This is a genomic window from Stieleria mannarensis, from assembly GCF_014154935.1.
GTDB classification, from domain to species: Bacteria; Planctomycetota; Planctomycetia; order Pirellulales; family Pirellulaceae; genus Stieleria; species Stieleria mannarensis.
The window spans coordinates 43,363-56,872 of the sequence record NZ_JACEHH010000057.1; the positions used below are offsets into that span (position 1 = coordinate 43,363).

Genomic DNA, 13,510 nt, shown 5'->3' on the forward strand with positions numbered 1-13,510 from the left:
GCTGTTTTTTCGTCCACCGGCGGAAAGTTTTTCCGCGCCGATTCAGGCCGCATGACGGCGATCGCTGAAGCAACTTGATCGGTTGCGCGATTGTGACAACACGGCCAACTCGTGCAGTGCTTTGGCCATCCGACCGTTCAGCCGATGGCCGCCGCGATAGGAGATGAACTTGCCGACCAGTTCCACACCGACCAACGCCAAGTCGCCGACCAGGTCCAGCGCCTTGTGACGTGCACATTCGTTTTTGAATCGGACTTCGTTTTCGATCGGGCCGTCCTGGCCAAACACCAACAGGTCTTGGTAGGACACGTGCCGGGCGACGCCGCGGGCATGCAGCGATTGAGCTTGTCGCTCGGTGACGAAGGTCCGCGCCGGGGCGACGTCACGGCTGAACCGCGTCGGTGTGCAAGGGAATCCGTAACATTGGTTGCTGATCTCGCCTTCCTGGTCAAACACCAACTGGTAACCGAAATGGCTGACGCCCGTCACGACCGGCGACGCGGAAATCCACGACGACCCTTCGTGCAGCGTGATCACTTGGTCGATCACCAATCGCTGTCGCTCGCCCGCTTGGATCACCAAGCCCGCGCCGGCCAACGCGTCGATGTAGGGTTTGCTGCTACCGTCGAGCCCCGGCAGTTCCTGGCCGCTGATTTCCACGACACAATTGTCGATTTCCATCGCGTAGAGCGCCGCCATCAGGTGTTCGATCATCTCGAACTCGGCTGCCCCCTGGGCGATGTTGGTCCGCAACTGGGCGTCGGTGCGTTGACTGACGTGTGCCCGGCAGGACGGGTGGCCGGGCAAGTCCGACCGGACCAGCGTGATGCCCGAGTCCACCGGGGCGGGGTGCATGACGACGTCGACTTCTTTCGCCGTCCAATAGCCTCGGCCACTCAGCCGACAGGACGAAGCGATGGAATGCTGGTTGCGTGATAGCGTCACGGCGTGCCTCCCTGCCCGATCAACCCACTTTTCGATTCTGGAAAATAAAAACGACGGACATCACTGTCCGCCGCTTTGCGTGTGGTGTCAGCCGACCCCGTTGCCCACCGGTGTCGCCTGCCGCCTGCTGACGCAGACCCGTTGCGGTTGGTTGCGACGGGCGCCAATCATTGGCGGGGCCACACCGCTGGGGCTGCGTGTGAATCGACGGATGCCGTTTTACTGACGCTGCGTCGTGCCGTTGCGGCCCGCGATCGCCGGATCGGCCTTGATGACCTTGTCCAGGTATTGGATCACGCCCGGGGTCATGTCCAACGCCGCATCGTGATACACGATGTTTTTCATCACGCCACGAATGACCGATTCGCCTTGGTCCTTGTTCATTTCTTCGCTGTTGTAGCGAAGCACCAAGTTGATCTTGTAGTGGTTGGCCAAGAACTTCACGCCCGCGGCGATCTGTTGATAGTTGTCGTAGTAGATCTTGGCTTCCGCGTCGGCCAATTCCTTACGTTTACGAGCCATGTCCAAGCGGAGTTTGGAATCCATGCTCGCCAGCTGCTCTTCCAATTGAGCGTACTCGGGCGATCCCGGCGACAGCGTCTTCAGCTTGGCGGCGGTGTTTTGAAGCTGCTCACGCTTTTGCTTCAGCTCGGCATCGTAGGCCTTCAAATCGCCTTCGACTTTCGCCACCTGGGCTTTGATCCCGGGATGGTTTTTAAAGATGTAAGCGACGTCCACGACCGCGACGCGGTGCGGAGCCGATTCCTGTGCCGATGCTGTACCGGTGAGAAGGCACGGAGCTAACACAGTTGCCAATCCGATGGCAATTCCACAGACTTGATGGCGAACGGTTCGCACTTTCGCTCTCCTTGCGTATTGAGTCGCAGTCCTTTTGACACAGCGATGAAACAAATCGAGTTACCGTCTCAATTCGCTCGCAGGTGGCCAGACGCAGACATCCGTTGCCTGAACCGAACCACCCAGTCGCTGTTGTGCCGAAATCGCTCCGGCGTTTGTTCACTAATTTCCGATTGTGGCAATCATTCCTGGCCACGTAAAGATTGATCACGCGCTTTTTTCTAGGAGCGTTTCTCAAGCTTTCCACGCAGCGTCACGGTGTTCGCATCGCGACGGACCTGGATCTCGAAGGTGTCGCCGGGTTCGTGCGCCCGCACCCACGACAAGACGTCGTTTGTGGTGCGAATCACCTGCCGGCCGATCCGCTGGATCTGGTCGTCGATTTGCAATCCCGCTTTCGATGCCGGGCCCCCCTCGGTCACGTCGGTGACGCTGACCACGCCGCCGCGTTCCGTAATCCGCACGCCCAAAAACGCCGTCATCTGACGACGGATCTGGACCCTCGGATCGGTCTCGGCGTACGCGGGCCGTTGGGGGAGCACCGCCAGTTGAAATGCCACTTCTGAAACCATATCGGTTACACGGGTTAGGTTCCCAAAATCGATTTTGTCGAAATCGTCAGAAGGACGATGATAATCGTTGTGCAGCCCGGTAAAGAAAAACAGCACCGGCACACCGACCCGGTAAAACGACTGGTGATCGCTGGGGCCGTAACCGCTGGCAACCTTGAACAAGTCAAAGCCGAAGCGGTCATTCGCCGCGTCGACGACACGCTCCATTCCGCTGGCCGATCCCGTTCCATAAACCGTCAATTCGTTGTCGCGAAGCCGGCCGACCATGTCCAAGTTGATCATCGCCGCCGTCGTTTCGATCGGCCGCACCGGGTTTTCCACGTAGTGTTGGCTGCCCAACAACCCTCGCTCTTCGCCGGTGAAGGCGATGAACAACACCGTGCGGTGCGAGGCCGCCGATTCCAACCGACGCATTAATTCGGATCCACAGGCCAACATCGCCGCGGTGCCGCTGGCGTTGTCATCGGCGCCGTTGTGAACCGCGATCGTCCCCGGGGCCAAGGAGCCGAACCCGCCCATGCCGACGTGGTCATAATGGGCGCCCACCACGATCGTTTCGCTTGCTAGCAATCCTTTGCCCGGCAAGCGGCCGATCACGTTGTCGCTGGCCGCGATCGCCGGTTTTAAATCGACCGACAGATCGGCGGTCACGTCCTGGAGCGCCCGGCTGGCCGGCTGGAACGTCCGATCGATTTGTGCTTCAACCTCTTCCAGCGACAGCCCGCCGCCGGCGCGCAGCATCTGGTCGGCCAAGTCGCGGGCGATCGACGCCACCGGGATCTTTTCGGTCTGTTTCGTTTTGGTCCCAGCATCGGCGATCCCCAGCACGCCGCGCCGGGCGGCGGAAAGCTGAGCCTGCATCGCCAAAATCATCCGCTCGGTCGCGGCGATTTTCTCCACCGTCGCCGCGCGGTTCTTGACCGCTTGCTCGGGAAGGTTCTTCAGCATCTCGGCCAAGCGATCCTTGCGACGCACTTCCTGGTCGATGCGATTCTGTTCCTCCTGGACGGCGTCGCGGGTGCTTCGCGGATCATTGACGATCAGCACGCCGGCCGCCCCCTGCTTGATCGCCTCGGCAACCTTGGTGGCAAAGTAGGCGTGCCGCGTGTTCTTGACCCCGTCGAAAGGGCTGTCCGGGTCGCCGGCTCCAGGCTCCTTTCGCAGGATCAACACGATCGCTCCCTGGGCATCGACCGAGGCGTAATCGTCGTAGTTGTGCGTTTCGGAGCTGATTCCGTATCCCGCAAAGACCACGCGGGCCGACACGGATTGTTTGTCGCTGCCGATCCCCAGCGGCCCGAATCCTTCGTTCAATCCTGCTTCGATGACCGGTTGGCCGGGGATCCGAATCCGACAGAAGTTGTCTGCCTGGTTGCGAACCTCGCTACCCACCGTGATCGCTACGCTTTGAAAGGGGCTGCCGGCGACCGAGTTCAGCTGCAACCCGATCGATTCCATTCGCTCACGCAGGTAGTTTCGCGCGACATCAATCGTCTCGTCGGTCACACTCCGCCCGCGAAGCTCTTCCGACGCCAGGTATTCAACGTCCTGACGCAGCGTCGCGGTCAGTGCCGCTGAATCAGTGCCCGCGGAGTCTTGGGCGAAGCACGATAACGCGCTGATCGACAACAATGCCAGAAACATCGTGGCGAGCGCAGGGATGGTTGCGATGCGGTGTAGGCCTGAGAGCGACGGGTGTATGCGAGTGATCATCGTTGATTTGCAAATCGATTCCGCAATCAATGTGTGGTTGCTCTCGGTCTTGGAGCATCAATTCCGATGGAGAAAAAGTGCTTCTGGCTCCCCTCTCCCCCAGGACTCTGGCGAGCTTCAGCGAGCCAGAGTTTTGGGGGAGAGGGGCCGGGGGTGGCCTGATGAAAATTGAGTGGCTTCTGATACTGGTGAACCGACAATGATTGCAAATTGCAAAATGAACAATGCAAATTGCAAAATGATTTGAGCGACGATTCCCGGCAAATTTAAATTTTGCAATGAACAATTTGCAATTTGCAATCGAGGGATCCAGCAGAATCGTTGAACGTCCCCGAACCTACCCAGCCTTCCAAGTTCCGTTGATTTTCATCCGGCCACCCCCAGCCCCTCTCCCCAAAACAGATCGCGGTCAACATCACTCAGCGATCTGAATCTTTCGGGCGATCGGTTTTGGGGAGAGGGGAGCCATGCACCTGGGGAACTTAGGACTATTCTTTGTTGCGGGCAAATTTGCAGACGTTACCGTCGCTACCCTTGACCGCAGACCGAAGCGTCACGTCCCGTGTGACCTAAATCACGCCGCTTCGGGCGTCTTCTCACCTCGCTGGACCAGCATCAACAGGATCGGGCTGGCCACGAAAATCGAACTGTAGGTTCCGACCAGAACGCCGATGACCAAGCAGAACGCGAACGCGTGGATCCCTTCGCCGCCGAACAGGTACAACAGCACGACCACGATCAACGTCGTGATCGACGTCAGCAAGGTCCGGCTGAGCGTTTGATTGATGCTGGTGTTGATCATCTCGCCGGTCAACCGCGGCGCCTTGCCTTTGGTTTCCCGGATCCGGTCAAACACGACGATCGTGTCGTTCAGCGAATAACCGATGATCGTCAGCAAGGCCGCGACCACGGTCAGACTGATCTTGAAGGGATCGATCAACAGGAACCCGAGTGCGTCGGCGACGTAGTAGCTGATCGCGATCGCACCGAGCGTGATCAAGACGTCGTGGACCAACGCCGCGACGGCCGCAAAGCCATAGATGACGCGTTGGAATCGGAACCAGATGTACAAAATGATGACCATCAAGCTGGCGAACAGGGCGACCGAGGCGCGTCCGACCATCTGACCGGCGACCCGAGCACCGACGCTGCTGCTGCTGACCCAAACCGGTTCGTTGCCGAGCGATCGTTCGACCGCTTGCATCACTTGATCGGCCGCTTCGTTGCCCATCGGCAATGTCACCTTCCACTCCGAAAACGGAACACTCGATCCGCTCTTCCAGTCCTCGGCGCCTTCGCCGCTGGGCAGCAAATCAACCGCCCGTTCGTTCAGCGGGATGTTCAATTCCTCGGCGGCCTCTTTCATCCGCTGGATCAACGTCGGGCCGCTGATCGAGGCACTCGTGTCGCCACCGTCGATTCCCAAGCTGATCCGGCGAACGGCCGATTCGCCGGCGCTGAGGGCCGGTTCAGTCGATTCCGGTGCGGCGTCAGCGCTGTCGCCGGATGCGGTTTCACTGTCGGCAGCTTCACTGTCGGCTTGCATCGCGACCAGCATCACGCCGTTGGAATCGCGGTCGATCGACGAGGTTTCCGATCCGCCGGCGGAGATCGTGACGTCGTAGGTGACCAGATCGGTGTCGGTGGATGCTTCGAACGCCTCGACGATTCGCGTTTGCAGATCATCGACCGACACCAGTGACGAGTCGACTTTGAACACCGTGCCGTCATCGGCACCGTCCATCGTCACGCCGTTGACGGTGAATTGGACGGGCGAACCTTCTTGTTCACCGATCCCCGCGCCGACGATTTCACGAATGCTCTCGGTCGTCGTCGTCTCACTGACTCGGAACTGAACCGACGATCCGCCGGCAAAGTCGATGTCCAGGATGTTCTTGCCGCGTGCGAACAGCGATCCGATGCCGATCAGAATCAAGATGGCCGAAACGCCCAGGGCCAGTTTCCCTTTGCCGATGAAGTCCATCATGCCGCCGCCGGACACCGAGTTCTTGATCGCGTTGACCATGTCGGACATCCCCAACGACACCTTGTTGTGGCGCTCGGCGATATCGAACAACGTTCGCGACATATAGATCGCGGTGAACATCGAGTACAGGATGCCCAGGATCAACGTGACGGCAAAGCCACGGATCTGGTCGGTCCCGATCGCATACAACACGATCGCGGTAAACAGCGTGGTCAGGTTGGCGTCGATGATGGTCACCGTCGCTTTGGCAAACCCGTTTCGGATCGCCATCCGGTCCTTGGCGCCTTTGTTGATCTCCTCGCGGATCCGTTCAAAGATCAACACGTTGGCGTCGACCGACATACCGACGGTCAAAACCAGACCGGCCAACCCGGGCAACGTCAACGGTTGGTGAATCAACACCATCGTCGCCAGGATCATGCCCAGGTTCAGCACCAGGGCCAAGCAGGCGATCGCACCGGCAAATCGGTAGTAGAACAAGATAAACACCAGCACCAGCGACAGCGAAACGCCGATCGCCATCACGCCCTTGCGGATCGTGTCGGCTCCCAAGGTCGCGTCGATTTGGTTTTTCGCGATCGGTTGTTTTGTCAACGCCGCGGGCAATTGGCCGGCCTTCAGAATGTCGACCAACGCTTTGACTTCTTCGGTGGTGAAGTTACCGGTGATTCGACCTTGCTTGCTGATCGGTTGCAGGATGTTCGGGGCCGACAACAAGCGGTCGTCCATCACGATGCCGAGTTGACGTTGGCGGGTTCCTTGCGGGGCGTTTTCGGTCGTCAAGACGCGGAACTTGCCGCTGCCGGAATCGGTCAGGTTGAACGCGACCGCCGGGGCACCTTGCTCGTCAAAGGTCGTCGATGCGAACGCCAAGTCTTCACCTTTGACGTCGATATCGGGATCAATGATCATCAACACTTCCAGACCCGACAGACCTTGCTGGTCGACCCAACTTGCTTGTAAGGCTTGGTCGCCGCGGACATTGGTGGGCAATTCGATGAATTCGCCGGTGTCGGGATTGCGAACGATCGCGTTCCCGACGTTGACGCGGAACGGCCCGTTATCGCCCGTCCGAGTCGTCTCGCGGTCGACGATGGCCCAACGGCCGACCGTGCGACCATCGACGTCTGAAATCACTTCACTCATGCGGATCGCGCGTTCTTGCGACGCCGCCTGTTCAGCCGCCAAGTTGATGATCCGCTGGTGGTCGGTTCGATTTGCCAAAATCGCAAAACGCAGGATTCCGGCTTGCTTGAGCGTCTCTTCGATCTGAGCGACTTCGCGCTGATCGACTTCCGGGATGATGATTTCGATCTGCGAATCACCATAGGGGCGGATCACGATCTCACGCGTGCCGCTGGGGTTGATCCGCTTCGTGAGCGGGCCGACCAGATCCTTTGATTTGACACCGTTGCCTTGCTGTTCGGCGTCCGGATTGCTTTTACTCGGGTCGATCTCATAGACCAGAATCGTTCCGCCGCGAAGGTCAACGCCTCGGTCGGGCAATCGATTGACCAGCACCACGATGCTGGCGGTGATCGCCAACAGGATGAAGCCGATTCGCGTGCTGTGATTCGGCATCTTCAGCTGTTTGGCGAAGAAACCGCCCACCACGAATGGCAGGATCATCACCGCCAATGCGATGGCCAGCATTCCGTACTGCTGCCATGAAATACCTTGTTCGGCGTCAGCTTGAGCGATCAGGCCGGCCAGCAGACTCGGGGCGGCCAGACTTACATTGCCCAGTGTGGCGTCGGCTAGGGGCTGAACGAGAGAAAAGCAGTCCATCGTTGGTTGTTTCGTTGTCGAAAGGAATGCAATCGTTGCGTATTGCAGTGATCGGGGAAAGTAGATCCGGCCAGGCCCCAGTTGGGCCCGGCGTCACCACCGTCGGTGTATTTTGGCTATCGGTGTGTTTTGGCTGTCTTGGCAAAAACCAAGCTTGCTGATTCTGTCGTGGGGGCGAACGGTTCGAAACGCTCGGATTCGATTGGTGGGCAATTCGAATGCGAATCGACGTTCTTTAGTCCTTGGCGTCGTCCTTCGGCTTTTTTTCCTCGATGACCGTCAGCGCCCATCGGCTGACCTTCACCCGTAACGTGCCGCTTTCGTCCAGCCGAATCGTCACCACATCGCTGTCGCTCGGGGCGCTGACGACCGTTCCGTGTAACCCGCCGTTGGTGATCACGCGATCATTCTTCTTGATCGCCGCAATCCGTTTCGCCTCTTCCGCCTTGCGTCGACGCTCCGGAGCGATCAACGTCAGGTAGAAGATCAAAATGATTCCCGCAATCGGGAACAGCGGATTCTCCATCAACTGCAACAGAAACGGTTTGGGCTCGGCGACCTCCGCCGGGACATCTTCGGCCAGAAACAGCCAAGGTACGAATTGAAGCAGGGGTTGGATCACAATCCGGACCGAATGGGTTCTAATCTGGTTGGCAAAATACAAGTGCGGCATGATATGGAAGCCCAAAATTGGTCACAAGCCCAGCCAGCACCGAACTTTCATCGCTTTTGCCAGACTCCCGTGGCTGCAGACCGCCCCCGATGACCCACCAACACCCTCCCAAACCCGCTGCACAACCATCAAATGCCGGTCCGGTGCCCCCTCCGGATCGCTCCGGCGGCCCCCAACCCGGCGCCAATTCCCTTTTTTTTCCTGCCTGGCCTCCCCAATGGCCCGAGATTACCGAGTCGATTCTTCAAGCCGTCCACAGCGGCCATTGGGGCCGCTACCGGGGGGAAGCGACGGAAAAGCTTCGAGAAAAGATTGTCGAATTGATCGGCGGTGGCCACGTGCGATTGGTCAGCAGCGGATCGCTGGGCGTCGAATTGGCCCTCCGCGCCGCCGGCGTCTGTCCCGGCGACCAGGTCGTGCTGTGCGGCTATGATTACCCGGGCAACTTTCGCGCGATCGAAATCTTGGGAGCCCGGCCGCTTTTGGTCGACGCTGATCCGAGCGGCTTCTCGGTCGATCCCGAATCGCTGCGGCAAGTCAGCTCTGATTCAGTCAAAGCCGTGGTCGTCTCACACCTGTACGGGGTCCCGGCAAAAATCCGCCAGCTGCACGAAATTTGTGACCAGAACGATTGGGTGCTGATCGAAGACGCCTGTCAGACGCCGGGGATGCACATCGATGGCCGGCTGGCCGGGGCCTGGGGCGACGTGGCCGTGCTCAGCTTCGGCGGCAGCAAACCGCTGACCGCCGGCAACGGGGGCGCCGTGCTGACCAACAGCGACCGGATTGCGAGCAAACTGAACGCCCACCTGGACCGCCCCAGTGATTCGACGCCGATGAGCGAATTGCAGGCCGCGGCGTTACTGCCCCAGTTGGACCGGTTGGACGAGTGCAATCGGATTCGCTGGGAAACCTATTCGGCGATCGTCGCCGGCGTCGATTGGACCGGCCAGGCGACGTCCAGTTGCTGCGTGACCGAGTCCTCGACGATTTACAAAGCGGCGTTTTTATCACCGCGACGCGACGAATTGATCCAGCGGTTGCGGCGATCGGGGCTTCCCGTCGGTCCGGGCTATCGATCGATGCACCGCAGCAGCGATCGTCGCTGCGAAAAATCCGGGCCGCTGGACCGCTGCCGCCAACTCGGCGAACAGCTCTGCCTGCTCGACCACGCGGCGCTGCTGTCCACGGGATCACTGCGAAGCGAGCTGGTCAATTTGCTATCAGCTGCGGGCTAGGCTTCTGGGTTGATTCAGTCCTCCCGCCCCAATGCGGACAAGTACGACGGTCCTTCCCGGCCGTCGCTCGTGGGACCACCCGCTCACCGCCGCTTTTCGTTCACCTCATCTTTCCGCCATTCCAGCTCCCAGCTCCCAACTCCCAACTCCCAACTCCCAACTCCCAACTCCCAACTCCCAACTCCCGCCAACACGACAGGCTAGAAGCCTATCCCACGGCGCCTCTACGACGCGACGAATTCCAAAACCCGCGCGGCGTTGCCCTGGCTCGCTTCGTTTTTCTTTTTCGAAACCCGCAGTTTTAACCGGTGCGGGCCGTCGTCCAGCCCCGACTTCAACACCACCGTCCGAGGATAGTGCAGCCCTTTGCTGAAGCGGTGGAACAGGTCGGCGGCCTGCCAATCGCCGTCGTCGATCGAAAACTCGACCACTCCGGCGTCCGGACCGGCCAACACAAACAATCCGACCGCGGTGCCGGAAAACGCGACCTCCAGTTCCGCTCCAGGAACCGTCGCGACGGTCAGCGGCCGACCGGCAAACCGCTGGCGGAACGATCCGGCGATGTCTTTCCAGGTCGGTTCGACATACGACCACCCCGTCCCCATCGTGATCGCATCGCGGCCGAGAAACCGTCCACGGTCGAAACTGGATGGATCGATCGGGGGCGGCAGCGGTCGCGAGAGATCGCGTCGGCGGTTTCCTGATTTCGCATCGTCGGCGGAAAACTTGGTTTGCTGAAAAACGTCTTCGATCAGGTCCGCAGCGATTCGGTTGCCCGCCGGCTTCGGGTGTGTCCCCCCATAGATCGCCCAAGTGGTTTTTCCTGCCGCGATTCGCTGGGCCAATTCGACCGCCACGTTGCAGGTTGAAATACCGTAGTGTTCGGCCACGGCCTCATGAGCCCGAATGCTGGTCGGGACCTCGCCCTCTTGGACCGTCTGCAACATCGACGGATTGACGAAGTGTGTGATCACGATGTCCACGTCGGGCAGGCTGGTCCGGGCGGCTCGAATGATGCCTTCCATCCCCCGCACCGCATCGTCATAGCTGTGCCCGGCGTCTTGATCATCGTTGACGGCAAATTCGACGAACAACAATTGCGGTTTGACCGATAGCACATCGGTGGGCAACCGAAATGCCCCAGTGTGCGAGCAAGTGGATGCGATTCCCGCGTTGGTGAACTCGAACTCGGTTTCGGGGAAGCGAGTCGCTAAATTCTCCGTCACCATCGGCCGGTAACCGTCCATCTCGGTGATCGAACCACCGATGAACGCGACGCGTCCCTTTCCGGTCGCCGTAAACGCTTGGCGGCTGCGGTATAGGTCGCCACGCACGGTGACTGAGTCAGGCAACGTGTCCGAGTGGCGGGATGCCGACACCGGGGCCTGTCCGCGGCACGTCACGGCGGACCACACAAGGGCAGCCAAACAGCAGGCGATCCGACCGGAACGTGAAAGATTCATGATTTCTCGATGGTTTTGACGACTTCGGTACTGACGAACCTGAAAACTTAAAGGATTGTCCTGATCTTAATTTCTGAGAACATAGAGCGCCAAACCGGCTTCTTTTGTTTTCCTACCATCCCCATTTTCATGGCAGGTCGCATGGATTCACCCTTGATCCTGATTGACGACAAGCACGTCCCACTTTACCGCATCGTCTGGGTCGCCGACCTTCCCCACTGGTGTGGCGACAAGGACTGTGAGCGCGAAGGCGAATACGAAATCCGACTCGATGTCGAAGAATCGGTTTGGACCAGCCTGCGCGGCCGCGACCAAGTCCTGGAAAGTCTAAAGAAATGGTGCGGCGACCCCGAAGACGACCACGACCCGCTGTTCTAGTGACTCCCAACTCCCAACTCCCAACTCCCAACTCCCAACTCCCAACTCCTCCGTCTCCATGTCTGCTGATCGAATCCTTTTCGAATCCCATTCCCACACGCCGCTCTGCAAACACGCCGACGGAATGCCGACCGAATACGCGGCGGTCGCCGAAGCGCGTGGTCTGTTGGGCATGCACGTGACCTGCCACAACCCGATGCCCGACGGATTCTCCTCCGGCGTCCGGATGGCGGAATCGGAATTCGACCAGTACGTTGACCTGGTGGCCGAAACGACGGACCAGTGGCGCGGCCGCGTCGATGTGCGTTTGGGGCTGGAAGCCGATTACTTTGAAGGCCACGAAGCGTACCTGGAGAAACAACTTGCCAGCGCGGACTTTCATTTCGTGCTCGGATCGGTGCACCCGCAAATCGGCGAGTTCCGCGACACGTATTGGCAAGATGACTTGGTCGAAGTCCAACGGATCTATTTCAACCTGTTGGCCAAGTCGGCCGAAACGGGGCTGTTTGATTCGTTGGCTCACCCCGATCTGATCAAGAACTTCACCAGCGAAGCCTGGGACCCGGAATCGATTTTGGACGTGATCCGTCCGGCGCTGGACCGGATTGCCAAGACCGGTGTTGCGATGGAACTCAACACCAGCGGCGTCAACAAACGCATCTCGGAAATGAACCCCTTCCCGGACATGCTGGCCGAAATGAAGACCCGTGACATCCCGGTCACGCTGGGCGCCGATGCCCACGTTCCCGAGCGTGTCGGCGACGGCTATGAAACCGCGATGCGATTGCTGCAGAGCGTCGGCTACACGCACGTCAACTTCTTCACCAACCGCAAGCGCCGATCAGTCAAAATCGACGACGCCCTGGACTCCCTGATCCCCGTCGGCGAAGCGACCAGCCAGAGCACGCGGTAGTAATTGTTCGTGACGTCATTGCGTGCTCCCGCTCAACCGGTCAACTTTGCCAGCGCGCGTTGCAGCGGGCATTGCTGGGGATCGATTGGTTGTCCGCTGCGATAACCTTGCAGCACGCGGCGTGATTCTGCGGCCAACATGCGGCGCACTTCGCGGCGTTTTCCCTTGACGCGCGGGATCACCAGGTTGTCGTAGGCGGTCGTCTGGTGACGCATCCAGGCGATCACCGCCGATTCGGCGCGTCGCTCCACGGGAATCCGCTGCGTGCGGGCAACCGTGCCGCTGCCCACGGGCGTGGCGTGCTGGGTGACCGCGACCGCCAATTGTTTCGCGATGCCGCGATGGGAGGCGTGGAAACCCAAGAACGTGATCACCGCGTTTTCGAATTCATCGACATACTCGGCCTGCTTTTTCTCGCGTCTGGCAGCGTCGCTCTTTCTCTTGCGTGCATAGGCGTCGGTCGATCGTTCGGCGTCCAGTTTCGCTTTGGCCGCGGCGATTTGCCCGGCGTCCGCCCACACGCCTTTGGAAAACACGCGGCGCCCGCGACGCTCCTTGACCGTCCACGTCGGCCCGGCCGCCTTGACGCGGCGGGTCAGCCCGGCATCGCCGGGGGGCAACAAGTCCCAGCCGGCCGGAATCCCAAGCGTGTTGCCGTCGTCGTCGATGACGTGTCGTGAATCGGGGCCGGGGGCAACCACACGTGTTTTTTCAGGCATGGAAAAGCGAGCTGCAAACGGAACGGGGAGAAGCGGGCAAACACAACATACACCGATGGGATCGGCGACCGAGGCGGGGCAACTTGATACGGCGAATCCGATTTCGCATCAAGCCTGTCCATGCCAGCACGCAGCGAATGCCAGCACGCAGCGTAAGCAAGTGGCCCAGGAACTCCACCACACGCCGCCGCTCGCTCGCTGACGTCGCCCCCGCCGGAATTTCTGTCGTATCATTCTGCCTTCCCATCCCACGCAATCCCGGG

The 13,510-nt window shown here is 59.8% G+C and carries 10 protein-coding genes; 3 read left to right on the forward strand and 7 right to left on the reverse strand.

Translation table 11 applies throughout. The annotated features are described in order from the left end of the window. Nucleotides 1-42: 42 nt before the first annotated feature. The 5 genes from H1B37_RS27715 to yajC all read right to left on the reverse strand — a co-directional run bounded on the left by H1B37_RS27715 (nt 43) and on the right by yajC (nt 8,536). The gene (locus H1B37_RS27715) at nt 43-945 is read right to left on the reverse strand and encodes a UDP-3-O-acyl-N-acetylglucosamine deacetylase (protein WP_182870533.1); all 903 of its coding nucleotides are present in this window, start codon (nt 943-945) and stop codon (nt 43-45) included. A 219-nt stretch (nt 946-1,164) separates the two neighbouring features. Then, nucleotides 1,165-1,752: an OmpH/Skp family outer membrane protein gene (locus tag H1B37_RS27720; protein WP_353620938.1), complete on the reverse strand. Its 588-nt coding sequence runs from the start codon at nt 1,750-1,752 to the stop codon at nt 1,165-1,167. Between the two features lie 272 nt (nt 1,753-2,024). Further along, nucleotides 2,025-4,088, reverse strand: coding sequence for a M28 family peptidase (locus H1B37_RS27725; RefSeq protein WP_182870534.1), 2,064 nt, complete (start codon nt 4,086-4,088; stop codon nt 2,025-2,027). Between the two features lie 574 nt (nt 4,089-4,662). Further along, entirely contained in the window at nt 4,663-7,863 is a 3,201-nt protein-coding gene (gene secD, locus H1B37_RS27730; protein WP_182870535.1) for a protein translocase subunit SecD, read from the reverse strand. Nucleotides 7,864-8,098: 235 nt separating this feature from the next. Next, entirely contained in the window at nt 8,099-8,536 is a 438-nt protein-coding gene (gene yajC / locus H1B37_RS27735; RefSeq protein WP_182870536.1) for a preprotein translocase subunit YajC, read from the reverse strand. A gap of 143 nt (nt 8,537-8,679) precedes the next feature. Between yajC and H1B37_RS27740 the strand changes: the two genes are divergently transcribed. Continuing rightward, entirely contained in the window at nt 8,680-9,774 is a 1,095-nt protein-coding gene (locus H1B37_RS27740) for a DegT/DnrJ/EryC1/StrS family aminotransferase (protein WP_182870537.1), read from the forward strand. A gap of 224 nt (nt 9,775-9,998) precedes the next feature. Here the strand turns inward: H1B37_RS27740 and H1B37_RS27745 are convergent, their stop codons facing one another. Further along, nucleotides 9,999-11,237: an SGNH/GDSL hydrolase family protein gene (locus tag H1B37_RS27745; RefSeq protein WP_182870538.1), complete on the reverse strand. Its 1,239-nt coding sequence runs from the start codon at nt 11,235-11,237 to the stop codon at nt 9,999-10,001. A gap of 141 nt (nt 11,238-11,378) precedes the next feature. Between H1B37_RS27745 and H1B37_RS27750 the strand changes: the two genes are divergently transcribed. Further along, entirely contained in the window at nt 11,379-11,615 is a 237-nt protein-coding gene (locus H1B37_RS27750; protein WP_147871910.1) for a hypothetical protein, read from the forward strand. 58 nt (nt 11,616-11,673) lie between these two features. Beyond that, entirely contained in the window at nt 11,674-12,528 is an 855-nt protein-coding gene (locus H1B37_RS27755; protein ID WP_182870539.1) for a histidinol-phosphatase HisJ family protein, read from the forward strand. Nucleotides 12,529-12,560: 32 nt separating this feature from the next. Here H1B37_RS27755 and H1B37_RS27760 read toward each other — a convergent pair whose 3' ends face one another. Beyond that, complete coding sequence (locus tag H1B37_RS27760) at nt 12,561-13,247, reverse strand: DUF2293 domain-containing protein (RefSeq protein ID WP_182870540.1); 687 nt, start codon at nt 13,245-13,247, stop codon at nt 12,561-12,563. Between the last annotated feature and the right edge of the window lie 263 nt (nt 13,248-13,510).